Source organism: Streptomyces venetus, from assembly GCF_039540295.1.
Taxonomy (GTDB): Bacteria; Actinomycetota; Actinomycetes; order Streptomycetales; family Streptomycetaceae; genus Streptomyces; species Streptomyces venetus.
On record NZ_BAABET010000004.1, the window covers coordinates 203,565 to 227,614 of the forward strand.

Consider the following 24,050-nt stretch of genomic DNA (forward strand, 5'->3'; position numbering starts at 1 on the left):
GGGGTCTCGCCCGCGCTCAGTCCTTGGGCGGAGCGGTACTCTCCCGGACGGTGAGCGTCGTCGCGATCTCCAGTCCGACCTGGGGCACGTCCTCGCCGCGGCCCAGCGCCAGTGCCAGCTCGGTGGCGGCCACCGCCATCTCGGCGAGGGGCTGGTGCACCGTGGTCAGGGGCGGGTCGACCCAGGAGACCGCCGGCACGTCGTCGAAGCCCACCACGCTCAGGTCCGCCGGGATGCTCAGCCCGAGCTCGCGCGCCGCCTGGTACACGCCGAGCGCCTGCATGTCGTTGGCGGTGAAGACGGCGCTCGGGCGGTCGGGCCGGGAGAGCAGGTCCCGCGCGGCCTTGTGACCGTCCTCGCGGGTGAGGAGGGTCTTCACCACGAGGTCCGGCTCCACCGGCAGACCGGCTTCCGCGAGTGCCGAGGAGTAGCCGGCCAGCCGGGCGAGACAGAAGGGGTGATCAGGGCCGCTGATCATGGCGATGCGCCGGTGTCCCAGTTCGATCAGGTGCCGGGTGGCGGCCTGGCCGCCCCGCCAGTTGGTGGCGCCGACGAACGGCACGTCGTCGGGGAGGTCCTCGTTGGGGTCGAAGACGACGAAGGGGATGCCCTTCGCCTTCAGCTGGTCCCGTTCGTCCTCGGACAGTTGCGCCACCGACAGGACGCACTGGGGGCGGCGTCCCACGGTGTCGTCGATGGTTCTGGCCGGGGTGCCCTGGAGACCGAACTCCGACACCAGGACACCGACCCTGTTCCTGCGGGCCGCCCGTTCGACGCCGCGGATGATCTCCACGGCCCACATGCTCTCCAGCTCGCGGAACACCAGCTCCACGAGGTTGCTGCGGCTCTTCGGCGGCTTGCGGTAGCCGTACCGGTGGATCAGTTCCTCGACACGGGCGCGGGTGTCGTCCGAAACGCCGGACCGGCCGTTCAGCACCTTGGAGACGGTGGGGACCGAGACGCCGGCGGACTCGGCGATGTAGGCGATGGTGACCGCGGCCGGCCCGTCACCGCGAGCGCCCCGCTCGTCCGGCTCCTCCGTCGAAGGTGTCGCTGATCGGTTGTCCGGCACGGTCGCCTTCCCCCATCTCTCGCCCGGTGCAGTCGTCATTCTGACAGCACCGGTCGACGAAACCATACCGACCGTTTTCGCGACCCGCGGCAGAGCCGCACTCGCCTCAGGAACACCTCCTGAACAGGCCGACAGGGGGTCGCCGCCCCCGCTGGGGCCCGTCGGACGGTACGGACCACCGCGATACTTTCGCACCGGGCCTCCGTCGTCCGGCGCCCAGGGGGCGGCTCGGTCGCTACGTCGACGGACGTCCGCCCCCTCCGGGAGCCGTCAGGGAAGCTTGGGCAGTACGTCCCGGGCGGAATGGCTCAGGACGCGGAGGTTCTCGGCGAACCGGTCCCGCTCCTCGGCCGGCAGGGGGGCGAGGAAGTAGCGCCTGATGTTCTCCATGTGCATGCGCGACGCGGCCACCGTCGTCTCCGATCCCAGCGGGGTGAGGCGCACCAGGCGCCCGCGGCGGTCACCGGGATCCTCGATCCGTTCGACCAGTCCCGCCGCCTCCATGCGGTCCACCAGGCGGGTCGCCCCTCCGGTGGTCAGCACCTGCTCCTGGGCGATGGCCCGCATCGACAGCCCGGGCTCCCCCGCGCGGCCCAGGATGAGCAGCACCTCGAACATCAGGTGGCTGATGCCGCACTCGACCTCCAGAGCCCGGCCCAGGATGTACTCCAGCCGGTTGGCGGCACCCTGCAAGCGCCCGAAAGCCAGGATGAGCGCGTTGTTCGCGGCATCCCTCGGCGTCGAGATCTCCGCGTTCTCGTCCACGACTGCGGCGCCCCTTCCGTCTGCCTCTCGCCCTGCCCACCGATCATGCCCCACGGCGGCCGGCCGCTGTGGCGGTGGTGCGGGCGCGGGTGAGGGCCTTGACGGTGGCGCCGGTTGGCCTCACAGGGCGGTGAAGGTCCACATCAGGTTGGTGCTGCCGTCGTAGGTCCACTGCTTGGTGACGGAGCCGGAGGCCACTGTGCCGCCACCGTCGAGGACGAGGCCGGTGGTGCGGTTGGCGATCGAGTAGCGGCCGTCGCCCCGGTGGGTGATCCGCCACTGCTGGTCGGTGCCACCGTTCCAGACGGCCTGCCGGGCGGTGGAGCCGTCGGCGGTGGCGCCCCAGCCGTCGGCGACCATGCCGTTGGCGCGGTTGACCAACTTGCAGTATCCGCCGCCCACTTCGACCACCTGCCACTGGAGGTTGGGGCTGCTGTCCCAGCTCCACTGCTTGAGGTCGGAACCGGCCCCGACGTCGCCGCCGGAGTCGAGGGCCAGGCCGTCCGTGACGTTGGTGATCCGGAAGTACGAGGACGGCTTGAACTGGACTCGGAGCGAGGCGACCTTGTCTTTGCCGCCGGTGCCCCGGAGGTCGCGGTGGTCGGTGGTGAACGTCCAGGAGGTACCGGTGAAGTCCTCCCCGGAGTAGCCGATCACCTGGTAGCCGGGGGCCAGGCGCAGTGAGGACAGGCTGCGGGGGCCGAGACCGGCGAGCTCGAGCCGGTCGCTGTCGAAGTCGCCGACGGTGAGGACCACCCCCGCCCCGCGGTAATCGGAGTCCGGGAAGGCCACGGCGCCGTGCAGGGGGCGCAGCGCCGGGATCTGACCGGCGAACTCGAGTTTCAGGACGTAGGCGTGGGCGCGGAACGGCGCTGACGCCGGCAGGGCCAGCCGCAGTCCGCTCGCGTCCTGTACCGGCTCGGGCAGGGTGATGTAGTGACCGGCCTTGCCGTCGAGCAGTTTCACCGACCGCAGCGAGGTGAGGTCGATCCGGCCGGAGTCGAGGGTACTGATCGTCAGTGAACTGCCGGGCCAGCCCAGGACGGTGGCGTACAACGCGGTGCTGGACTTGTTACGGGTGAACCGGATGTCCTGTGCCGTGCCGGCGGTCGGGTGAGTGAAGGCGCCGCCGCCCATCTTCGTCGGGCCCTCGCCGTACGCGGTCCAGGCGCGGGTCGAGTACACGGACTCCCCGAAGCGCTTCAGCCAGTCGCCGATGCCCAGCAGGATGTCCTTCTGCGCCTGCGGGATGGTGCCGCCCGCCTTCGGCGCGATGTTGAGCAGCATGTTGCCGTTCTTGCTCACCCGGTCGATGAGCGCGTGCAGCATCTGCTGGACGCTGTAGTAGCCGATGCCCTCCGTGTAGCACCAGCTGGAGCTGGAGATGCTGTCGTCGGTGAGCCAGTACGGGGCGGTGAGGTCGGCCGGGCCGCCCCGCTCGTAGTCGAAGACCTGGCCGCGGTCGCTCATGCCGTCCTTGTAGGTGGCGACGACTTCCCTGCCCCAGGCGTCGGCCTGGTTGTAGTAGTACGCCAGGAAGTCGAGCCGCCGCTTCTCGTCGACGGCGTCGAGCTTGAAGTCCTGCCAGAGGATGTCGGGCCGGGCCCGGTCGACGACCTCCTTGAGCTTGTCGTACCAGAGTCGGTTCTCCTCCGCCGAACTCAGCTGCCCGTAAAGCTTCTTGAGGCTGGGATCCGTCTGGGCGGGCACATGGTCGAAGAAGCCGTTGAAGTGGTACGCGTGGTGCATGGCCACCAGGACCTTGAGGCCCCTGGCGCGGAGGGCCTCGGTGAAGAGCCGCAGCAGGTCGAGCTTCGGGCCCTTGGCGACCGAGTTCCACTCGCTGACCTTGCTGTCCCACATCGAGAAGCCGTCGTGGTGCTCGGCGACGGGGCCGGCGAATCTGGCACCGGCGTCGACGAACAGCCGCACCCACTCGTCGGGGTCGAAGCCGCCGCCCGCCGACTTCGGCTTCGGCGCGAACTGCACGGTGTCGCCCGCGAGATCCTTCCCTCCGTCGATGAAGTTGCGGTAGGGCCAGGCCGAGGGCGGGCCGTAGGTGGCGACATGGCGTTTGTTGGCCGCGCTGCCCTCGATGTACATGTTGCGCGGGTACCACTCGTTGTCATGGGCGGGGACGCTGAAGGCGCCCCAGTGGAAGTAGATCCCGAACTTGGCGTCCTTGAACCACTCCGGGGCCGGCGGATGGCGGTCGACGGAGCTCCAGTCGGGCGTGTAGCGGCGGGGCGCCGCCTGGGCGCCACCGGCGCCGAACACGCCGCCCGCGGCGGTCGCGGCGGCCACGCCTGTGGCGGCCGCGAGGAACTGGCGTCTGTTGGTCCGACTCGACATGGGCGTCCCTGGGACGAAGGGGAAGGGGGATGCGCCCGGACAGTCCGGAGCGCCCTGGTGCCACGGTCGAAGGTCAACCATGCGGCCTGCCCATGTCAACAGGCATGCGGATGATTGATGGGATGGATAACGTTTCCGGCCGCGACTTCGCAGGGGAATTCAGCGATTTTCGCCGGTATCCATCCCATCAATCTCACCGACGGGGGTGCCGCTGGGACACTGGATGTGTTGTCGTCGGCGTTACGGGCGACACCGCCGACACGGCGAGGCCGGCCGGCTGGCGGAGCCTTCCTCTGGGCGGGACCATGAAGATCTCGTCGGTGTGGTGGTGAGTGACATGTCGTCTGCGAACCAGCACGGATCGCTCGGAGCGAGTGCTTCGGCGATCAGCGGGAGCCCCAGCGGGGTGGAACCCGCCGACGCGACGGCGGTGGTCACCGCCGCGGGCACGATCATCGGCTGGACCTCGGGCGCGGAGGAACTCCTCGGATACGCGGCGCAGGAGGTGGCCGGCCGGTCCGGTGCGTTTCTGCTGGCCGCGCCCGAGGACCGCGCGCGGACCGCCAGGACCGTCGAGCGGTGCCGGACAGGGCCGGGGTGGAGCGGCGTGATCGCGGTCAAGCGCCGGGACGGCCGAACCATCGACGTGGCCCTGCGGGTCTCCGCCGCGTTCCGTCTGGAAGGTCACGAGTGCTTCCTCGTCTCGGGCCGGGAGCGGCGGCCCGAGTGGACGGTCGGCCAGTCCGTGCTCGACGGCTTCCTGACCCGCTCGCCGATCGGTATGGCCGTCATGAGCACGGATCTGCGCTACGTCTGGCTGAACGACACCCTGGAAAGCTTCGGCGGCGTGCCCCGCGAGCAGCGACTGGGCTGCCGGCTCAGCGAGGTGGTCCCCGGACTGCAGGGCGAGACGATCGAGGCTCTGATGCAGAGCGTGCTGGACACGGGCGTCCCCGTGATCGACTACGAGTACCAGGGCTGGAGCTGGGCCGACCCGCACCGGCGACACGCCTACTCCACGTCCTTCTTCCCCCTGGTCGACGCGGAGGACTCCATCACCGGCGTGTGCTACATGGTCACCGATGTCACCGACCGCTGGAACGCCCAGCAGCGCCTGGCCCTGATGAACGACGCCGGGGCCCGGATCGGCAGCACGCTGGACGTCGCGCGCACCGCCCAGGAACTCGCCGACCTGGCGGTGCCGCGCTTCGCCGACTTCGTCATCGTCGACCTTCTGGAGTCGGTGCTCAGCACCGACTTGCCGGTGCCCGCGGCGCCCGGCGACAAGCCGAAGATGCGCCGTGCGGGGATGCAGTCGATCCGGGAGGGCTGCCCGGAGGCCGTCGTCCAGGTCGCGGACCCCGTGGGCTTCACCACCCCCCACTACGACGCCAACCACATGTTCCACGGGGAGGCCGTGTTCATCCCCGTTCTCGACCCCTTCGATCCGGTGTGGGCGGTCGAACAACCGGAGAGAGCGGCGAACATCCGGGAGTTCGGGCTGCACACCCTCATCTCGGTGCCCCTGCGCGCCAGGGAGACCGTCCTGGGCGTGGCGACCTTCATGCGGTCGGAGAACCTGGCCTCCTTCGAGCAGGACGACCTGCTGCTGGCCCAGGAACTCGTCGCCAGGGCGGCGGTGTGCATCGACAACGCTCGCCGCTACAGCCGCGAGCACGCCACGGCCCTCGCGCTCCAGCGGAGCCTGCTCCCGCAGACTCTCGTCGACAGTCCGGTCCTCGAGGTGGCCTCCGCCTATCTCCCCGCGGACGTGAAGGGCGGTGTCGGAGGCGACTGGTTCGACGTCCTCACCCTGTCCGGCGGCCGGGTCGCCCTGGTCGTGGGTGACGTGGTCGGGCACGGCATCACCGCGGCGGCGGCCATGGGACGGCTGCGTACCGCCGTGCACACCCTCGCGGACATGGACCTGCCGCCGGCCGAGCTGCTGGCCCACCTCGACGACCTGGTGATACGCCTCACCGACGAGGACCCCGACGCCGAGCCCACCGGCACCGCCGTGCTCGGCGCGACCTGTCTGTACGCGGTCTACGACCCGGTGACGGGGCACTGCGAACTGTCGAGGGCCGGGCATCCGCCGCCCGTCGTGGTCCTGCCCGACGGCACGGTCAGCTTTCCCGACCTGCCGGTCGGCCCGCCCCTGGGCCTGGGCGGCCTCCCTTTCGAGACAGCCGATCTGGAAGTGCCCGAGGGATGCCTCATCGGCTTCTACACCGACGGTCTCGTCCAGGCCGCGGACCGGGACGTCGATGTCGGGATGTCCCGTCTGGGACGCGCTCTCGCCCAGACCGGCCTGGGGCTCCAGGAGCTGTGCGAAGCGGCGGTCGAGCGGCTGCTCCCCGGCCCGCAGCCCGATGACGTGGCCCTCCTGCTCGCCCGTCCTCACCCCCTCACCGCCGACCAGGTCGTGACCTGGGATGTTCCGCCGGACCCCGCGGCCGTGGCGGCCACCCGGGCCCTCGCGGTCCGGCACCTCGAAAGCTGGGGCATGGGCGAACTGGCCATGACCGCCGAGCTGATCATCAGCGAACTGGTCACGAACGCCATCCGCCACGCGTCGGGACCGATCAGGCTCAGGCTGCTCCGCCAGCACGTCCTGGTCTGCGAGGTGTCCGACGCCAGCGCCACCTCCCCGCGCCTGAGGCACCCGCGCACCACCGACGAGGGCGGCCGCGGCCTCTTCCTGGTCGCCCAGCTCGCCCGCCGCTGGGGCACTCGGTACACCGCCGACGGCAAGATCATCTGGGCAGAGCAGGATCTACCGGTCGCCACCGGGGCGCCCGGCCCGCCAGAAGCAACCTGACGCGGCGGATCCCCCCTGGGTCGCCCGGGTGGGACCGTAGCCTCCGGGCGGAGCCGGCAAGGAGCTGAGGAGGGCGCTGCCAGAGGGGCGCCTCGCGCGGCCGGGCTGCCGGTGAGGGCCCCGGCCGCGCGAGGCCGGGGTCATACGCGGTCCGCCGCGATCAGGACGTACTGGAAGGACCCGTCCCGATAGGACTCGATGAACGCCTCCTCGATACCGGTGACCAGCGAGGAAGTGGCCCGCAGCTCCCAGTAGGGCAGAGTCTCGGGGGTGAGGTCGACGATGGCCTGTGGCACGAGCCGGTTGTCGGCCATGGCACGCACATATTCGCGGCGGGAGTGGATGTTGCACTCGAAGTGGGCGTTGATCTGGGAGACCCACTTCGACGGCTGGCCGTAGCGGGGATTCCAGCAGCCGGTGATCGTCACGTACCTGCCGCCCACCTTCAGGAAGCGGGAGTGCTCGGCGAACAGGTCGTGAAGGTCGACGTACATGGTCGACTCGTTGTTCCACGAGGCGGCGATGCTGCCCTTGTCGAACGGTGTGTCGAGCATGTTGCACACACGGGAGCGGACGTGGTCCTCGATCCGCAGTTCCCGCGCCCGCCGGTTGCCGAAGTCGGCCTGGGCGGCGGACAGGGTGACGCCCTCGACCCTGCAGCCGAAGCGGCGGTGGGCCATGACCATGGATCCGCCGCGCCCGCAGCCGGCGTCGACGAGGGTGTCGTCGGCGCCTACGGGACCGAGGTGGTCCAGGAGGAACTCAGCCTGTGCCGACTCCAGCCGGTGCAGCTCCGCGATGAGCTTCTTCTCGTACTCGCTGTGGGCGGGGTCGCCGAGCGCGGCGTGGTCCACGGCGCCGATGCCGTAGTGGTGGTGATAGAGACCGTCCACGTCACCGAGGCGGAGGTTGACCGGCCGTGCCTCGTTGTTCCAGTAGCGGGCGATGTCCCCTTGGTACGGCGTCGCGGGGGCCGGGATCTTCGCGGAGGCGGTGAAGGTCGTTTCAGCGGTCACAGAGATGTCCGTTCCTTACCAGAAGTCGGGCAGGGTGTAGCGGTAGGTGTTGGTGCGGTGCCAGTCGTGGTTGCCGTCGACCCAGGCGGCCACGCCCCTGAGGAACCGCAGCACGGTGGGCAGGGGGCAGGCCTCCGCGAGATCGGCCGCGGCGGCCTCGAAGGCGTGCTGGAGTTCGTTGTGGACCTCGACGGCCTTGAGATAGGCGTCGCGCTCGCTGAGCTGCTCGCGTTCCGCGATCACCACCGGCAGGTTCAGATGGCGGCCCGGGCTGTCGAGTTCCTTGGTGTACGAGTAGAGGTCGTTGACGATGGTGGTCGCGTTGCCGGCGAGGGCGATGACCCGCTGCATGTCCGGCCGGGCGTGCAGGTCCGCGGGGAGTTCGTAGCCGCCGACGGTGTCGGTGATCGTGGGGCAGGGGCGGAAGTTGTTGAACTGGCGCATCGCCAGGTACTCCCACACCTCCGGTACGTGACCGGTCTCCGCCCAGGCGGCCTCGGCGAGGTAGCCCATGTGCAGCCGGGCCATGTCGTGCCGGTAGCGGTCGGCCTGGGAGTCCGTGGCCGCGCGGACGAAGTAGTCCATCGCACTGCGGTACGCCCGGCGCGGGGCGTCCGACGTGAGCGACTCCTGCCACGCCGGCGCGTACTCCGCGGTGGTGTGGACGTGGTCGAGCGCGGTGTGCGCGAGCAGGAGGCGCCCGCCGAGACCGACGGGTGACCCGCCGTGGTCCTCGCAGTAGCAGTCGTCCACCGCGTTCTCCGCGACCATCAGCCGCGTGGCGAGCATCAGGTGGTCGACCGTCGGGGCGTCGGGATGGCAGGCGACCATGTAACGGCCGACGGAAAGACCGTCGAACTGCCCCTCCCACTCCTCGGGATAGAGCTGGACCTCGTCCTCGGCCCAGCGCTTGATCCGGCGGCTCACCTCCTCGACGCGTACGGGGTCGGGCTCCGGAACAGGGTGGTAGTAGAGGCCGGGGACGGCTCGCCCCGCGGCGGGCTGGGCCGCGGGCACCGGATCCGGGGGCGGGGGTCTGTGCCTGCCCGCCAGGGAGAGCGAGGCCGTGCCCGGTCCGGTCGGTCCCCGGAGGATCCGCTGGAGGACGGAGTCGGCTGCGTCGGTGTCAGTGTCAGGCGTGTTCCGTACGGCGGAGGCCCCTGTCGGGGGCGGTGGCGGGTCGGGGATCGTGACCGGCGGATGCAGTGCGGCCAGAAAGTGCAGGGCGGTCGGCGTGACCGAAAGGTCGGAAACCGTGGGCGTGAGGGCGTCCGGCACGGCTGCGGGCGGCGTCGGCCGCCGCTCCGGGAGGGATGATCCGAGGGGCCCGGAGTCGGGCATCGGCAGCTCCTTGCTGCGGTGGGAGTGGGCGTTCCTTGCGGGAGGGCGACGGACGTGGGCCTGTGAGACGGATCAGGGCTTCAGTGCGGCCTGGGGGCGATCTGCACGTTCTCCATCACGCCGAGGGCGTCGGGCAGGAGCACCGCGGCGGAGTAGTAGGTGCTGACGAGGTAGGAGATGATCGCCTGTTCGTTGATGCCCATGAAGCGCACGGAGAGACCCTCTTCGTACTCGTCCAGCAGTCCGGTCTGGCGCAGGCCGATGACGCCCTGGTTCTTCTCGCCGGTGCGCATCGCGATGATCGAGCTGGTCTGTTCCTTGCTGATCGGGATCTTGTTGCAGGGCAGGATGGGGACCCCGCGCCAGGCGGGGACGGATTGCCCGCCGAGGTCGACGTGGTCGGGGTAGAGGCCACAGGCGTTGAAGCCACGTCCGATGGCGGCGATCGTCCTGGGGTGGGCGAGGAACAGTTTGGTGCCGCGGCGGCGGCAGAGCAGATCGTCCATGTCGTCCGGGGTGGGCGGGCCGGAACGGGGCTGGATGCGCTGCTTGAAGTCGGCGTTGTGCAGCAGGCCGAACTCCCGGTTGTTGATCAGCTCGTGTTCCTGCCGCTCGCGCAAGGCCTCGATGGTGAGCCGGAGTTGTTGCTCGCTCTGGTTCATCGGATCGTTGTAGAGGTCGGCGACCCGGGTGTGGATCCGCAGCACGGTCTGCGCGACGGAGAGCTCGTACTCGCGCGGCTCCAGCTCGTAGTCGACGAAAGTGCCCGGCAGTTCGGCCTCGCCGACATGGCCGGCCGACAGGGCGATCTCGGCCTCTCCGTGCTTGTTCTGACGCTGCCGCTTGCGGGAGCAGAACTCGTCGACATGGGCCTGAAGGTGGGGTGTGCAGGCCCGGACGGCCGCGAAGTCGTCGTGGGAGAGGGTGAGGAGGATGCCGGCGGTCTCGGCGGTGACCGTGCAGTCGTGTCGGGCGCCGGAGTCCAGCAGGGCCTGCTCACCGAAGTGCTCGCCGTCCGCGAGCGTCGAGATGGCGACCTCTGCGCCGTACTTGCCCGTGGAGGTCTGCCTGACGCGGCCGTGGGCGATCAGATGGATCCGGTCCGCCGGGCTTCCGCGCTCGACGAGGACGTCGCCCGCCGCGAAGTCGCGCTGCGTACAACGGCCGGCGAGGGCGGTGAGGACGTCCGTGTCCTCGAATCCGCGCAGCAGGGCCAGTTCCCCGAGTTCCCGGGGGATCACCCGGACCGTGGCGCCCTCCTGGACGAACTCGATCCGTCCGTCGCCGACGGTGTGGCGCAAGCGCCGGTTGACCCGGTAGGCACCGCCCTTGGCCTCGACCCAGGGCAGCATCCGCAGCAGCCAGCGGGAGGTGATCTCCTGCATCTGCGGGACGGACTTGGTGGTGGTGGCGAGGTTGCGGGCGGCGGCGGTACTCAGGGACTGCTGTGGCGCGTCGGGTGTGGTCTCTGCTTCCGGGATGCTGTCGACGGTCATCGAGGAGCTTCTCCTTGCACGACGGGACGTCCGGCGCGCGCGGGTGCGCCGACCGGGAGACAGGGAGCGGACAACGAGCGGGAAGGATCACGAGGATCCGTCCACCTGCGGAAAGGTAGCCGCTGAGTGGGCCGGATCCGCCGGGGAGACGAGATGCTTACCTCGAAGCGGTGACAATCAGTTGAATGCGGTTTATCAGTCCGTTACGCGTCATCCGCCCGTCCTCGCCGGAGGGATGCCGGCCTCGGAGTCCGCCGGCGCTCACGGGGGACACCTGATGTGGCTCCCCCTCGGTGGTTTACGACCCTGCATCCGGGAGCAGCGTGCCGATAGCCCTCCCCCAGCGCCGCCCACGTGACCTTCGCATCCGCAAGGTCGATACTTCAGATAGGGAACTCCCACCGATGGGCACACAACCCGCCGACTACCACTCACCACCAAGATCGAAAATGACAGATATATGCCCTGACCAGTGAAAGCGCAGGCCACAAGCTCGCCTGCCAAGCCCCCTAGGAGACACCCATGAAGATGCTGATCAACGTCCCGGAGACCGTGGTAGCGGACGCGTTGCGCGGTATGGCGGCTGCCCACCCGGAGCTGACCGTGGACGTGGAGAACCGGGTGATCGTACGGCGGGACGCTCCCGTGGCCGGAAAGGTGGGGCTGGTCTCGGGCGGAGGCTCGGGGCACGAGCCGCTGCACGGGGGTTTCGTGGGTCCCGGCATGCTGTCGGCGGCCTGTCCCGGAGAGGTGTTCACCTCCCCCGTGCCCGATCAGATACTGCGTGCGGCCGCCGCCGTGGACAGCGGCGCCGGGGTGCTGTTCATCGTGAAGAACTACACCGGCGACGTGCTCAACTTCGACATGGCCGCCGAGCTGGCCGAGGACGAGGGCATCCGGGTCGCGAAGGTGCTGGTCAACGATGATGTCGCGGTGACCGACAGCCTCTACACGGCCGGTCGGCGCGGCACCGGCGCCACCCTGTTCGTGGAGAAGATCGCGGGCGCGGCCGCCGACGAGGGCCAGCCGCTGGAGCGCGTGGAGGCCGTCGCCCGGCAGGTCAACGAGAACTCCCGCAGCTTCGGTATCGCACTGAGCGCATGCAGCACTCCGGCCAAGGGCAGCCCCACCTTCGATCTGCCCTCCGGCGAGCTGGAGTTGGGTATCGGCATCCACGGCGAGCCCGGCCGGGAGCGGCGGGCCATGATGACGTCCGGCGAGATCGCCGAGGTCGCCGTCGAGGCGGTGGTGGAGGACCTGCAGCCGAGCAACCCCGTCCTGGTCCTCGTCAACGGCATGGGCGCGACGCCCCTGCTCGAGCTGTACGGCTTCAACGCCGAGGTGCACCGGGTGCTGGAGGCACGCGGCGTTCCCGTGGCCCGGGTCCTGGTGGGCAACTACGTCACCTCCCTGGACATGGCGGGCGCCTCCGTCACCCTGTGCCAGGCCGACGAGGAGCTGCTGCGCCTGTGGGACGCGCCGGTGAAGGCGCCGGGGCTGCGCTGGGGCATGTGACGCGGAAGGGGTAGACGATCAGCACATACCTACCAGGCAAGGAGATCCAGTGCTCGACGCCGCTTTCTTCCGCCGTTGGATGACGGTGACCGCCGCGTCCGTGAACCGCGAGGCGGAACGGCTCACCGCCCTCGACTCCCCCATCGGGGACGCCGACCACGGCACCAATCTCCAGCGCGGCTTCACCGCCGTGACCGCCGCGCTGGAGAAGGACCCCCCCGGCACGCCCGGAGGGGTCCTGACACTGGCCGGCCGCCAGCTCATCTCGACGGTCGGCGGCGCCTCCGGGCCGCTGTACGGGACGCTGCTGCGCCGTACCGGCAAGGCGCTCGGCGATGCCGCCGAGGTGAGTGCGGAGCAGCTGGCCGAGGCGCTGCGGGCCGGGGTGGACGCGGTCATGACCCTCGGCGGTGCGGCACCGGGCGACAAGACCATGATCGACGCGCTGGTGCCCGCGGTGGACGTGCTCGGCGACTCGTTCGAGGCGGCGCGGACCGCCGCGGAGGAGGGCGCCGTGGCGACGACGCCACTGCAGGCGCGCAAGGGCCGGGCGAGCTACCTCGGTGAGCGCAGCATCGGCCATCAGGACCCGGGAGCCACGTCGGCGGCGCTGCTCGTGGCGGGACTCGTGGAGGCCTCCGGTGAGTGACGAGCGGCTCGTGGGAATCGTGCTGGTGTCGCACAGCGCGGAGGTGGCCTCGTCGGTCGCCGAGCTGTCCAAGGGGCTCGCGGGAGGCGGGTCGGCGGTGCCCGTCGCCGCGGCGGGCGGTACCGAGAGCGGCGGGCTCGGCACCAGCGCCGAACTGATCTCCGCGGCGGCCGCGGCCGTCGATCGCGGTGCCGGCGTCGCCGTCCTCACCGACCTGGGCAGCGCGGTGCTGACCGTGAAGGCACTGCTCGCGGAGGGCGACGAACTCCCGGAGCAGACGCGCCTGGTGGACGCGCCGTTCGTGGAGGGGGCCGTGGCCGCGGTCGTCACGGCGGCCACCGGGGCCGACCTGGCGGCGGTGGAGTCGGCCGCCACGGAGGCGTACACGTACCGGAAGGTGTGAGGCCGGACCTGGGCACACCGGGGAGCGGTGTGCCCCGGCAGCGCCTCTCGACGCCGGGCGCGGCTCGGCTCCCGGGCCGCGCCCCGGTGTCGCGGCTCGCGGTCTCGCGGCCGGGCGAGGGGCACCGGGCCGTACGCCGGTGCCGGCGTGACACCCGCCGTGACACCCCCTGGGCCCGCCCCGAACGCCGGGCGCCCCGAACCCTGAGTGTCGTTCCCGGTCTCCAGGCGTCACTCCCGGGCCTCGGGTGTCAGCCCCGGGTATCCGGCGTACCGCTGACGCCCCGTCACCCCATCAGGGCGGTCGACGAACTCGCGCGCCAGCCGCTCCCCGGTGGCCACCGCTGCCGCGCGGTCCTCGATGGGTGACACGCGGGCGTGCTTGAAGACGATGTAGGTGACGCCGGACCGTGCGCCACCGCCGTGCGGGTCGGGGCGGATGCCCAGTGCCTTGGCGGTCGCGTAGGACGCCTCTCCGATGATGTTCCGCGGACCCGTGTCGCCGACGACCGCGTACCGCACGCGGTCGCGGTACACGACGGCCACGACCGAACCGCCGCCCACACCGTGGTCGCGATAGTCCCAGATGCGGCTCGGGGCGGGCACGACGATGAAGGGGAGCCGCTCGGCGTTCAGCGGGCGGCCGTCCGACTGCGCGTAGGACGTACTGGCGGAGAAGTGCGGGTCCGTGCGCCGGTTGCAGCGGGAGCCGGGGCGGCCGTCGCAGTCGATGTCCATGTCGGCCTTCCAGAACACGGCGTCTTCAGTGCCGCAGATCGGGATCTTCGCTGGTGCGCCGTTGTCGCTGCGGTACCGGCCGCGGGAGACGGAGGCGCAGTCCCGGACCGCGGCCAGCAGGTCGGCGGCGCGGACGGGGTCCTCCCGCCACTCCACTCGCCGGGCATGCGGCTGGGGGCGGTCCCGGTGCGTTCCGGCGGGAAGCGTCGTCGGGGCCAGCAGGGCGGCGCCGGCCACGGCCAGTGTGAGCGACTGGGCATGCACGATGCGGGGTCCTCTCCTCGGAAACCTGACGGGCAATCAGGCCCATCTGTTCCCGGGGTGTGATCACCGAGCCACCATGGGAGGACCGGACGGCGCAAAGGCCCCAACCCCTGGCAGGGGCCGGGGGTCTGAGTCCGCGTGAGGACCCAGGCCCCCGGCCACCAGTGCCGACGCGGGATCTGCGACGACAGCGGTCCGCGCGACAGGCTCGAACCCCTCGCTGTCCGCCAGGAGTTCGGCCGGAGGACTTCAGCATACGTAACTCTTCCGGGTGGTCACGAGCTGCGGTGGGTGACGCTCGCCTCTTGATGTGAGCGCATCAGCCGCGTCATATTGGTCCGGACCATTCCCGAGTTGCCGCCGGGGAGGCAGTGCCGTGCGACGCGTCCTCGTTCCCGTTACCGCCGCTCTCCTCCGGTTCGCCGCGCTCTGCGGGGTCCTCGTGCTGGTCGCCTCCTGCGGCTGGACCGGTGCGGACGCGGAGGACGGCGGTGGGGTGCCCGGGGCGCCGACGGGCGTCACCGCCGCGGCGGGCAGCGCGACGAGCGTGCATGTCATGTGGAACGCGACCGAGCGGGCCGAGGTCTTCGAGGTGTATCGCGGCACCAGGAAGGTCGAAGAAGTGCCAGGTTCGCAGCACATGGTGGATGTCACCAGGCTCCGGCCTGCCACGGTGTACGTCTTCAGCGTGCGGGCGCGGGCCGCCGACGGGCGGCTCGGACCGCTCAGCCGCGGGGTGCGCGCGAGGACACCGGCGGCCGTCGCGGACGACCGCTCCGCGCCCAGCCGTCCGCCGGCGGCTGCCGGCCGCGCCGCCGGCAGCCGGGCGGTCCAGCTGTCCTGGTCCGCGTCGACGGACGACCGGGACGTGGTGTCGTACGACATCCATCAGGGCGGCACGAAGATCCACAGCGTGGGCGGGGGCCAGACGGCCACTGTGGTCACGGGGCTGCGGCCCGGCACGTCCTACGCGTTCACCGTCCGGGCCAGGGACGCGGCCGGCAACGTCTCCCCCGCCAGTACCGCCGTCCGGGTCACCACTCCGGGTACGGACGACGGGCGCGCCACGGCCCCCACCGGCTTCCGGGCGACGAGCCACCGCGAGGACCGTGCCTACTACATCGACCTGAGCTGGGTGCCGCCCCGCCTCGACGGCGAGATCGCCGAGTACCAGATCCACCTGGACGGCCACCCGGCCACGTCCCTCGTCTACGGCGGGAGCGCCCCGCGCGACCACGCCACGTACAGCTTCTACGCGGGGCAGGTCTCCGGCGTCACACGTCGGGTCCGGATCCGGGCGATGCTGCCGGACGGCACATGGGGCGGCTTCTCGGCGGAGCGGACCGTGACGACCGGCGCGCGGAGGTGACACCCCGGCCGCAGGGGCCCGCCCCGCATCGGCCGGCCGAAGGAACCCGTCACCTGCACGGGGGCGCCCGGCGTGCGGCCCGGCCCGGGGGCGCCTTGGCTGACTGCGAGGCAGCACGGGCGTTCCCGACCCTCGGCGGCGCAAGGGATGTACCGCCGACCGTGCCGCCGGAGGGCAGTCAACATGCGCAAGACTTCGCCAGTTCTCCGCTCCGGCCTGACCGTGGCAGCCGCCGCGCTGCCTCTCGCCCTGGCCGCCGTGCCCGCCGCCGCCGGCCCCGGCATCTCCGTCAGCACCACGGGTTCGACGGTGTCGGTCACCACCAGCTCCTGCACCCAGGTCAACGGCAGCTGGGGCACCGCCTCGCTCCTCACCAGCAGCCAGGGCAGCTTCGCCCAAGGGCGCCAGGTGACCCTCTCGGGGACGTCCACCAGCCAGTCCGCCGCCTGGTCGAACGTCTCCCCTGGAACGTACACGGTCATCGTCATCTGCTCGGACGGCACCACCGCGGGCACCCAGTCCGTCGTCGTCTCCCCCGCTCCCACTCCCTCGAGGTCCGCGTCCCCCACGGCCTCCGCCTCGCCGTCGCGCGGTGTCATGGGCGGGGTCGGCGGTTCCGCGACGGACTACGGCACGGTCACGCTGGTGGCGGGCGGCACGCTGGTCGGGGCGGGCCTCCTCGGGACGGCCTGGTACCTGCGCCGGCGCAACAAGCCGTACCGGCTCTGACCCGGTACGGACGTCGGCCCGCCCTCCCGAAGCGCTCCGGTCGGGCGGGCCGCCGTCACGTCGTGGTCACCGGCGGACCGGGCCGCCGCCGAAGGAGTGCGTCGTGGTCAGGCCGTGCGGGGCGGGTCTCCGTCCGGAAGTTCGGCGAAGTCCGCCAGGGCGCGCCTGAGCCACTGGGTCCAGAACGTCTCCAGGTCGATGCCGGCCTGGAGCACGAGGTGCCGCAGCCGGTCCTCGGTTCCGTCCCGCCCGGGCGGGAAGTCCCGCTTCTCGATCTCCTGGTACTCCGCCAGCTGCCGCTCGTGCAGCTCCAGATGGCGTCGCAGATCCGCTTCCAGGCCCGCCGTGCCGACCACGGCCGCCGCCCTCAGCCGCAGCAGCAGCGCGTCCCGGTGCGGCTTGGGGTCCTGCGAGGCGGCGGTCCAGCGGGCCAGCTCGGCGCGGCCCGCCGGCAGGACCTCGTAGCTCTTCTTCTGCCCGCGGGCCGGCGCTTGTGCCGGCAGGGCCCGGATCAGGCCGTCGGTCTCCAGTTTTCCCAGCTCGCGATAGATCTGCTGGTGCGTCGCGGACCAGAAGTAGCCGATCGACCGGTCGAACCGGCGGGTCAGCTCCAGTCCGGACGACGGCTTCTCCAGGAGGGCGACGAGGATCGCGTGCGGGAGTGACATGCCAGCCATCCTAGGGACGGACCTCAGGCCCCCTACAGGGCCGCCGCGAGCTCGGTGCCCTGCTTGATGGCGCGCTTGGCGTCGAGTTCCGCGGCCACGTCGGCACCGCCGATGAGGTGCGTGCTGCGCCCGGCGGCGACCAGGTCCTCGTACAGGCCGCGCCGCGGCTCCTGGCCGGTGCACAGCACGATCGTGTCGACCTCCAGCACCGTGCTCTCGCCGTCGACCGTGATGTGGAGTCCGGCGTCGTCGATCCGGTCGTAGCGCACACCCGGGACCATGGTGACGCCTCGGTGCTTGAGCTCGGTGCGGTGGATCCAGCCGGTGGTCTTGCCGAGGCCGGCGCCGACCTTGGAGGTCTTGCGCTGGAGCAGGTGGACGGTGCGCGGCGGGGCGGGCCGCTCGGGGGCGGCGAGGCCGCCGGGGCCGTTGTAGTCCATGTCGACGCCCCACTGGCGGAAGTACGTCGCCGGGTCCTCGTGGGCCTTGTCGCCGGTGTCGGTGAGGTACTCGGCGACGTCGAAGCCGATGCCGCCCGCGCCGAGGATCGCGACCCGGTCGCCGACGGAGGCGCCGCCGCGCAGGACGTCGAGGTAGCCGACGACGCTCGGGTGGTCGACGCCGGGGATGTCGGGGGTGCGCGGGGTGACGCCGGTGGCGACGACGACCTCGTCGTAGTCGTCGACGTCCGCGGCCGTGACGGACGTGTTCAGGCGTACGTCCACGCCGTGCCAGTCGAGTTGGGTGCGGAAGTAGCGGAGCGTCTCGTCGAACTCCTGCTTGCCGGGGACCTGACGGGCGACGTTGAGCTGGCCGCCGATCTCTCCGGCGGCGTCGAACAGCGTCACGTCGTGTCCGCGCTCGGCGGCGGACACCGCGCACGCGAGGCCCGCCGGTCCGGCGCCGACGACCGCGACGCGCTTGCGCAGGCGCGTCGGGGAGAGCACGAGTTCCGTCTCGTGGCAGGCGCGCGGGTTGACCAGGCAGGAGGTGATCAGGCCGCTGAAGGTGTGGTCGAGGCAGGCCTGGTTGCAGCCGATGCAGGTGTTGATCGCCTCGGGCCGGCCGGCGGCGGCCTTGGTGACGAAGTCGGGGTCGGCGAGCATGGGGCGAGCCATCGACACCATGTCGGCGGCGCCCTCGGCGAGCAGTTCCTCGGCGACTTCGGGGGTGTTGATGCGGTTGGTGGTGACGAGCGGCACGGACACCTCGCCCATGAGCCGCTTGGTCACCCAGGTGTACGCGCCGCGCGGCACGGAGGTCGCGATGGTGGGGATGCGGGCCTCGTGCCAGCCGATGCCGGTGTTGATGATGGTCGCCCCGGCCTCCTCGACGGCCTTGGCGAGAGTGATCACCTCGTCCAGCGTCGAGCCGCCGGGGACGAGGTCGAGCATGGACAGCCGGTAGATGACGATGAAGTCCTCGCCGACGGCCTCGCGGACCCGGCGCACGATCTCGAGGGGGAAGCGCACGCGGTTCTCGTACGAGCCGCCCCAGCGGTCGGTGCGCTCGTTGGTCTGCCGGGCGATGAACTCGTTGATGAGGTAGCCCTCGGAGCCCATGATCTCGACTCCGTCGTATCCCGCCTCGCGGGCGAGGCGGGCGGTGCGGGCGTAGTCGTCGATCGTCCGCTCGATGTCGGCGTCGGTGAGCTCGCGGGGCGGGAAGGGGCTGATCGGCGCCTGGAGCGGGCTGGGCGCGACCAGGTCCCGGTGGTAGGCGTACCGGCCGAAGTGCAGGATCTGCATCGCGATCCGGCCGCCCTCGCGGTGCACGGCGTCGGTGATGACGCGGTGCTGCTGGGCCTCGGCCTCCGTGGTGAGCTTCGCCCCGCCCTCGTAGGGGCGCCCCTCGTCGTTGGGTGCGATACCGCCGGTGACGATCAGGCCCACTCCCCCGCGGGCGCGGGCGGCGTAGAAGGCGGCCATGCGCTCGAAACCGCCCTCGGCCTCCTCAAGACCGACGTGCATGGAGCCCATGAGGACCCGGTTGGGCAGGGTGGTGAAACCCAGGTCGAGGGGGGTCAGCAGGTGCGGGTAACGGCTCATCGGGCCCTCCGTGCGCGGTGTCGTGTCTGTAGTTGTAGAGGACCGCCGCCGGTTTATGCAACTAGTTGCACAAGGTGATGGAGGGCACAGTAGGTCCATGACCAGGGACCTTGGCCTCTCCCGCGTGGTGGATCTCGCCGGTGAGCTGATCCGTCGCCCGAGCCGGGCCGGTGTCGACGACCACGAGCCCGTCCTGGCCGTCCTGGAGGATTGGCTCACCGCCCGGGGGCTGCCGTACCGCCGCCTCCACGACGGCACACGCCGCCCGGTCGCGCTGCTGGTGGAGATCGAGGGCGGCCGGCCCGGGCCCTGGTGGGCGCTGGACGCCTGCGTCGACACCGCGCCCTACGGCGACGAGGCGGCCTGGTCCTTCCCGCCCGACGCCGGGGACGTGGTCGACGGCTGGCTGCGCGGCAGGGGCGCGGCCGACTCGAAGCTCGCCGCGGCCCTGTTCTGCCACCTCGCGGCCGAGCTGCACGGCCGGGCCGATGAGGTGCGCGGCGGGCTCGCGGTGCTGCTGGACGCCGACGAGCACACGGGCGGCTTCGGCGGCGCCCGGGCGTATCTCGACGATCCGGACGCGGCCCGCCCGGCCGGTGTGATGATCGGCTACCCGGGGCTGGAGGAGGTCGTGGTCGGCGGTCGCGGTCTGTGGCGGGCCAGGGTCGCCGTGCACGCGGCGTCAGGACACTCCGGGTCGCGCCGGACGACGGTCGGCGCGGTGTCGCGGGCGGCACAGCTCGTCCGTCTGCTCGACGAGGCCCCCCTGCCCGCAACCGGCGGGGACTTCCCGCTGCCACCGAAGCTGACGGTGACCTCCTGTCACGGCGGTGAGGGCTTCTCCGTCGTCCCGGACCTGTGCGAGGTCGGCGTCGACATCCGCACCACGCCGGACTTCGACACCCGAGCCGCCGAGGGCCTGGTCCGGGCGGCCGTGGCCGAGCTGGACGCGCTGCTGCCCGCCCCGCGGCCGACGCGGGTCACCCCGGTGGCGGCCTGGCCTCCGTACCGGCTGGCCGCGGACGAGCAGCCGGCCGCCGCGCTCCTGGGCGCCGCGGCCGGCGAGGGGCTGCGGGTGCGGGCGAAGACGGCGGGTCCGTCGAACATCGGCAACCTGCTGGCGGCCGAAGGCATCCCGGCCACGGCCGGCTTCGGTCTGTCCCACGAGGGACTGCACGGTGTGGACGAGCGCGTCCGCCTCGCGGATCTGCCCGTGGTGCACGCCGTCTACCGGCGCGCCGTGCTCGGCCTGCTGGGGGTGTGAGGGGCGGTCACCGGCTCTCGAGGCGCAGGTGCAGTTCCGTCTCCTGGTCGCCGGAGACGGCGCTCAGGTCCCGTACGGCGAAGAGCGAGTCCAGCCGCATCCGGAAGTGCTCGATCGCCCAGTACCCGCCGTGCAGGTCGGCGTCGACGGACGACGCCAGCCGGGCCGGCCGGCCGCCCTCGTGCTCGTCGGCCACGTCGAAGGTGCCGAGCCATACGGTCGGGCGGGTCTCGTGCAGTTCCTCGGGGACGTCGTCGGCGCACCGGTCGGACTCGAAGCAGGCGCACAGCGTGTCGAACACGATCCGGGCGTCGTGCTTGCTGCACCCGCTGATCTCCACCGAGACGGAGTGGGGGTGCGGTTGCTCAAGGTCCATGGTGATCGCTCCTCTCACGGCCACCTCGTATCCGCCCCTCCCCCAGCAAAGCACCACCTTCCGCCGAGCACTACCGCCGACGGCCCTGCGGTGACGACGGGTTTACGGAGCGGGCGGCTCCGTGTTGGGGGATGGTGGTAGGTGACGGAAGGGGCCTCGGTATTTCGGCTCCGCGCGGTAGAACATGGGGTGTCGGCACCATGACGGCGTGCCGCGAGGATCGGCGAAGGCGGAGCGTGGGATGAGTGCAGCCGGGTCTCCCGTGGCCGAGGGCGACGAACCGGCGCGCGGGTCGGCGCGCCCGAGCGGGCTGCTCGACGTCCTGCGCGTGGCCTCGGTGGTCCTGGACGCCGAGGGCCGCATCGTGCTGTGGAGTCCGCAGGCCGAGGAGCTGTTCGGCTACCAGGCGCATGAGGCGCTGGGGCAGTACGCCGCCCGGATCATGGTCCACGACCAGCACGTCGATCTCGTGGTCAAGCTGTTCGCCGACGTCATGGGCACCGGACAGAGCTGGGCCGGGGCCTTCCCCATCCGGCGCAAGGACGGCACCACGCGGCTCGTGGAGTTCCGCAACATGCGGCTGCTGGACGACCAGGGGGAGGTCTACGCGCTGGGGCTGTGCGCCGACCAGTCGACCGTGCACCGGCTGGAGCGCGACGTGGCGCTGTCCACGCGGATGATCGCGCAGTCCCCGATCGGGCTGGCCGTGCTGGACACCGAGCTGCGGTACGTCTCGGTCAACGCGGCCCTGGAGCAGATCAACGGCGTGCCCGCCGAGGAGCACCTGGGCCGGACGGTCCGCGAGGTGGTGCCGCGGATGGACGTCGACGCCCTGGAGACCGCGGCGCGCCGGGTCCTGGACACGGGCCGGCCGGTCGTCGACCAGTCCACCATCGGCCGCACCCCGGCGGACCCGGACCAGGACCACGCCTGGTCGATCTCGCTGTACCGGCTGGAGAACGCCTTCGGGACCGTGCTCGGCGTGGCTGTCTCGATCGTCGACGTCACCGAGCAGTACCGGGCGGGCATCGAGGCCGAGGCGGCCCGTCGCCGGCTGGCACTGATCGCCGACGCCTCGGGGCGGATCGGCACCACGCTGGACCTGGATCACACGGCCCACGAGCTCGCCGAGGTGGCCGTGCCGGAGCTCGCCGACATCGCGGCCGTCGATCTGCTGGACGCGGTGGTGCAGGGCCGTCGCACCAGCCTCGGTCCGGCCGAGTCGGCGGTGATCCGGGCGCTGGCGGTCCAGGGGTACGACTCCGCCGAGGCACTGGAGGCGGCCGACCAGCCCGGGCACGTGGCCCGGTACGCACCCGACCGGCTGGTCACCCAGTGCGTACGCACGGCCAGTCCGGTGATGCTGCCGCAGGTCAAGGACGAGGACCTGCCGCGCATCGCCCGGTCCCCGGAGGCGGCCGAGCTGCTCGGCCGGGCGGGGGTGCACTCCTATCTGGCGGTGCCGCTGATCGCGCGCGGTGAGGTGCTGGGCGCCCTGGACCTCAAGCGCACCCGCAACCCGCTGCCGTTCAGCGAGGACGACCTGCTGCTGGCGCGCGAGCTGGCCGCCCGGGCCGCGGTGCAGATCGACAACGCCCGCTGGTACCAGAGCGCCCGGGACACCGCGCTCACCCTGCAGCGCAGCCTGCTGCCCAGTCATCCGCCCATGACGGGCGGGCTGGAGGTCGCCTCCCGCTACCAGCCGGCCGGGGCCACGAGCGAGGTCGGCGGCGACTGGTTCGACGTGATCGAGCTGGACGGCGGCAAGACGGCTCTCGTCGTGGGCGACGTGATGGGCAGCGGCATTCCGGCGGCCGCGACCATGGGCCGGCTGCGTACGGCGACCAACACGCTGGCCTCCCTCGACCTGGATCCGGCTCTGCTCCTGGAGCACCTCGACAAGATCACGGCAGGGCTGGAAGAGGCCATCGCCACCTGCGCCTACGCCGTTCACGATCCGCGCCTGCGGCAGTGCCGCATCGCCAACGCCGGGCATCTGCCGCCGGTGCGGGTCCGGGCCGGGCGGCCTCCGGAGCTGCTCGACCTGCCGACCGGAGTGCCGCTCGGTGTGGGCGGGGTCGCCTTCGCCACGACGACCGTCGACCTCGAACCCGGCGACCGGCTGGTGTTCTACACCGACGGTCTCGTCGAGACCCGCCGCGACCCGCTCGACGATCGGCTCCAGACCCTGCTCTCCCTGCTCGACGGACCCGACCGTCCGCTGGAGGAGGTCTGCGACCTGCTGCTGCGCACCCTGCACGAGCCGGACAACTTCGACGACGTGGCCCTGCTCATCGCGCGGGCGACGGCACCGGACTGAACCGGGGCGCTGTTACGGCCTGACGCCGATCACCACGTGGGCGTACAGCTCCTCCGAGACGGCCAGGTGAGTCGTCAGGCCGCTGCCTTCGAAGGCGGCGAGGGCGGCCGGTGCCTGCCCTCGGCTCGTCTCCACCAGGACACAGCCGCCGGGGGCGAGCCAGCGGTGCGCCTCGGCGGCGACCCGGCGCAGGACGTCGAGGCCGTCCGTGCCGCCGTCGAGGGCGACCAGCGGCTCGTGGTCACGGGCCTCCAGCGGCAGCAGCCCGATCTCGTCGCTCGGGACGTACGGCACGTTGGCCGCGAGGATGTCGACACGGCCCCGCAACGCGCCGGGCAGCGCGTCGAACAGGTCGCCCTGGTGGACGTGACCGCCGACCGCGGCGACATTGGCGCGAGCGCAGCGCACGGCGGCCGGGTCGATGTCGGCGGCGTGCAGCTCGACGCGCCCCAGTGCGGACGCCAGCGCCGCGCCGACGGCGCCCGAGCCGCAGCACAGGTCCAGGACGACGGTGGCGCGGGGCGCCCGGGCGAGGGCCTGTTCCACCAGGAACTCGGTGCGGCGGCGCGGCACGAAGACGCCCGGGGCGACGGTGACGCGCAGTCCCCGGAACTCGGCCCAGCCGACGACGAGTTCGAGGGGCAGGCCGGCGACGCGGCGCTCGACCATGGCGGTGGTCTCGGCCGGGGTGCGGGCGGTGGCGAGGATCAACTCGGCCTCGTCCTCGGCGAAGACGCACCCCGCGGTGCGCAGGGCCGCGACGATGTCGGCACGGGGCGACGGCGCGGACGGCGGCACGGGAGAAACGGACTGCATGGGAGCCAGGAGCCTTTCGAGGACCGAAG

At 71.7% G+C, this 24,050-nt stretch carries 19 protein-coding genes; 8 read left to right on the top strand and 11 right to left on the bottom strand.

Annotated features, from left to right (window positions below; genetic code table 11):
- Positions 1-16: 16 nt before the first annotated feature.
- The 3 genes from ABEA82_RS14705 to ABEA82_RS14715 all read right to left on the bottom strand — a co-directional run bounded on the left by ABEA82_RS14705 (position 17) and on the right by ABEA82_RS14715 (position 4,189).
- Positions 17-1,072, bottom strand: coding sequence for a LacI family DNA-binding transcriptional regulator (locus ABEA82_RS14705; RefSeq protein WP_345661899.1), 1,056 nt, complete (start codon positions 1,070-1,072; stop codon positions 17-19).
- A 270-nt stretch (positions 1,073-1,342) separates the two neighbouring features.
- Positions 1,343-1,837: a MarR family winged helix-turn-helix transcriptional regulator gene (locus ABEA82_RS14710; protein ID WP_345661900.1), complete on the bottom strand. Its 495-nt coding sequence runs from the start codon at positions 1,835-1,837 to the stop codon at positions 1,343-1,345.
- A gap of 120 nt (positions 1,838-1,957) precedes the next feature.
- Positions 1,958-4,189, bottom strand: a complete 2,232-nt coding sequence (locus ABEA82_RS14715; RefSeq protein WP_345661901.1) for an alpha-L-fucosidase — start codon at positions 4,187-4,189, stop codon at positions 1,958-1,960.
- Positions 4,190-4,526: 337 nt separating this feature from the next.
- Between ABEA82_RS14715 and ABEA82_RS14720 the strand changes: the two genes are divergently transcribed.
- Positions 4,527-7,010 (top strand): SpoIIE family protein phosphatase, encoded by a 2,484-nt coding sequence (locus ABEA82_RS14720; RefSeq protein WP_345661902.1) that lies wholly within the window; start codon positions 4,527-4,529, stop codon positions 7,008-7,010.
- A 140-nt stretch (positions 7,011-7,150) separates the two neighbouring features.
- Here the strand turns inward: ABEA82_RS14720 and ABEA82_RS14725 are convergent, their stop codons facing one another.
- From ABEA82_RS14725 to ABEA82_RS14735, 3 genes are all read right to left on the bottom strand, one after another.
- Positions 7,151-8,026 carry a geranyl diphosphate 2-C-methyltransferase gene (locus ABEA82_RS14725; protein WP_345661903.1) on the bottom strand — a complete coding sequence of 292 codons (876 nt, stop codon included), beginning with the start codon at positions 8,024-8,026 and terminating at the stop codon, positions 7,151-7,153.
- A gap of 15 nt (positions 8,027-8,041) precedes the next feature.
- Positions 8,042-9,367, bottom strand: a complete 1,326-nt coding sequence (locus tag ABEA82_RS14730) for a 2-methylisoborneol synthase (protein WP_345661904.1) — start codon at positions 9,365-9,367, stop codon at positions 8,042-8,044.
- Positions 9,368-9,447: 80 nt separating this feature from the next.
- A complete protein-coding gene (locus ABEA82_RS14735; RefSeq protein ID WP_345661905.1) occupies positions 9,448-10,863 on the bottom strand; it encodes a family 2B encapsulin nanocompartment shell protein in 1,416 nt (471 codons plus the stop codon).
- Positions 10,864-11,385: 522 nt separating this feature from the next.
- Here ABEA82_RS14735 and dhaK point away from each other — a divergent pair.
- The 3 genes from dhaK to ABEA82_RS14750 are packed head-to-tail and all read left to right on the top strand — an operon-like array spanning position 11,386 to position 13,430.
- On the top strand, positions 11,386-12,378 hold the full coding sequence (gene dhaK / locus ABEA82_RS14740) for a dihydroxyacetone kinase subunit DhaK (RefSeq protein WP_345661906.1): 993 nt from the start codon (positions 11,386-11,388) through the stop codon (positions 12,376-12,378).
- A 49-nt stretch (positions 12,379-12,427) separates the two neighbouring features.
- Complete coding sequence (gene dhaL / locus ABEA82_RS14745; RefSeq protein WP_345661907.1) at positions 12,428-13,027, top strand: dihydroxyacetone kinase subunit DhaL; 600 nt, start codon at positions 12,428-12,430, stop codon at positions 13,025-13,027.
- Positions 13,020-13,430, top strand: coding sequence for a PTS-dependent dihydroxyacetone kinase phosphotransferase subunit DhaM (locus ABEA82_RS14750; protein WP_345661908.1), 411 nt, complete (start codon positions 13,020-13,022; stop codon positions 13,428-13,430). Before dhaL ends, ABEA82_RS14750 begins: the two co-directional genes overlap by 8 nt.
- A 230-nt stretch (positions 13,431-13,660) precedes the next feature.
- Here the strand turns inward: ABEA82_RS14750 and ABEA82_RS14755 are convergent, their stop codons facing one another.
- Positions 13,661-14,431 carry a glycoside hydrolase family 75 protein gene (locus ABEA82_RS14755; protein WP_345661909.1) on the bottom strand — a complete coding sequence of 257 codons (771 nt, stop codon included), beginning with the start codon at positions 14,429-14,431 and terminating at the stop codon, positions 13,661-13,663.
- Between the two features lie 376 nt (positions 14,432-14,807).
- On the opposite strand from ABEA82_RS14755, the gene ABEA82_RS14760 reads away from it, so the two are divergent.
- On the top strand, positions 14,808-15,800 hold the full coding sequence (locus tag ABEA82_RS14760; protein ID WP_345661910.1) for a fibronectin type III domain-containing protein: 993 nt from the start codon (positions 14,808-14,810) through the stop codon (positions 15,798-15,800).
- A 183-nt stretch (positions 15,801-15,983) separates the two neighbouring features.
- A complete protein-coding gene (locus ABEA82_RS14765) occupies positions 15,984-16,529 on the top strand; it encodes a hypothetical protein (RefSeq protein WP_345661911.1) in 546 nt (181 codons plus the stop codon).
- A 107-nt stretch (positions 16,530-16,636) separates the two neighbouring features.
- On the opposite strand, the gene ABEA82_RS14770 is transcribed toward ABEA82_RS14765, so the two are convergent.
- Together ABEA82_RS14770 and ABEA82_RS14775 are read right to left on the bottom strand one after the other, a co-directional pair.
- Complete coding sequence (locus tag ABEA82_RS14770) at positions 16,637-17,197, bottom strand: PadR family transcriptional regulator (protein ID WP_345661912.1); 561 nt, start codon at positions 17,195-17,197, stop codon at positions 16,637-16,639.
- Positions 17,198-17,229: 32 nt separating this feature from the next.
- Positions 17,230-19,245: an oxidoreductase gene (locus ABEA82_RS14775; protein ID WP_345661913.1), complete on the bottom strand. Its 2,016-nt coding sequence runs from the start codon at positions 19,243-19,245 to the stop codon at positions 17,230-17,232.
- A gap of 97 nt (positions 19,246-19,342) precedes the next feature.
- On the opposite strand from ABEA82_RS14775, the gene ABEA82_RS14780 reads away from it, so the two are divergent.
- Positions 19,343-20,509, top strand: a complete 1,167-nt coding sequence (locus ABEA82_RS14780) for a M20 family metallopeptidase (protein ID WP_345661914.1) — start codon at positions 19,343-19,345, stop codon at positions 20,507-20,509.
- Positions 20,510-20,516: 7 nt separating this feature from the next.
- Here ABEA82_RS14780 and ABEA82_RS14785 read toward each other — a convergent pair whose 3' ends face one another.
- Entirely contained in the window at positions 20,517-20,885 is a 369-nt protein-coding gene (locus tag ABEA82_RS14785; RefSeq protein ID WP_345661915.1) for a hypothetical protein, read from the bottom strand.
- Between the two features lie 241 nt (positions 20,886-21,126).
- Between ABEA82_RS14785 and ABEA82_RS14790 the strand changes: the two genes are divergently transcribed.
- The gene (locus ABEA82_RS14790) at positions 21,127-23,205 is read left to right on the top strand and encodes a SpoIIE family protein phosphatase (protein WP_345661916.1); all 2,079 of its coding nucleotides are present in this window, start codon (positions 21,127-21,129) and stop codon (positions 23,203-23,205) included.
- 12 nt (positions 23,206-23,217) lie between these two features.
- Here the strand turns inward: ABEA82_RS14790 and ABEA82_RS14795 are convergent, their stop codons facing one another.
- Positions 23,218-24,021, bottom strand: a complete 804-nt coding sequence (locus ABEA82_RS14795) for a putative protein N(5)-glutamine methyltransferase (protein ID WP_345661917.1) — start codon at positions 24,019-24,021, stop codon at positions 23,218-23,220.
- Between the last annotated feature and the right edge of the window lie 29 nt (positions 24,022-24,050).

Coding starts and splice junctions, on each gene's coding strand:
- ABEA82_RS14715 (WP_345661901.1), bottom strand. CDS start 4,189: ATGTCGAGTCGGACCAACAGACGCCAGTTCCTCGCGGCCGCCACAGGC.
- ABEA82_RS14720 (WP_345661902.1), top strand. CDS start 4,527: ATGTCGTCTGCGAACCAGCACGGATCGCTCGGAGCGAGTGCTTCGGCG.
- ABEA82_RS14730 (WP_345661904.1), bottom strand. CDS start 9,367: ATGCCCGACTCCGGGCCCCTCGGATCATCCCTCCCGGAGCGGCGGCCG.
- ABEA82_RS14735 (WP_345661905.1), bottom strand. CDS start 10,863: ATGACCGTCGACAGCATCCCGGAAGCAGAGACCACACCCGACGCGCCA.
- dhaK (WP_345661906.1), top strand. CDS start 11,386: ATGAAGATGCTGATCAACGTCCCGGAGACCGTGGTAGCGGACGCGTTG.
- ABEA82_RS14765 (WP_345661911.1), top strand. CDS start 15,984: ATGCGCAAGACTTCGCCAGTTCTCCGCTCCGGCCTGACCGTGGCAGCC.
- ABEA82_RS14770 (WP_345661912.1), bottom strand. CDS start 17,197: ATGTCACTCCCGCACGCGATCCTCGTCGCCCTCCTGGAGAAGCCGTCG.
- ABEA82_RS14775 (WP_345661913.1), bottom strand. CDS start 19,245: ATGAGCCGTTACCCGCACCTGCTGACCCCCCTCGACCTGGGTTTCACC.
- ABEA82_RS14780 (WP_345661914.1), top strand. CDS start 19,343: ATGACCAGGGACCTTGGCCTCTCCCGCGTGGTGGATCTCGCCGGTGAG.
- ABEA82_RS14785 (WP_345661915.1), bottom strand. CDS start 20,885: ATGGACCTTGAGCAACCGCACCCCCACTCCGTCTCGGTGGAGATCAGC.
- ABEA82_RS14790 (WP_345661916.1), top strand. CDS start 21,127: ATGAGTGCAGCCGGGTCTCCCGTGGCCGAGGGCGACGAACCGGCGCGC.
- ABEA82_RS14795 (WP_345661917.1), bottom strand. CDS start 24,021: ATGCAGTCCGTTTCTCCCGTGCCGCCGTCCGCGCCGTCGCCCCGTGCC.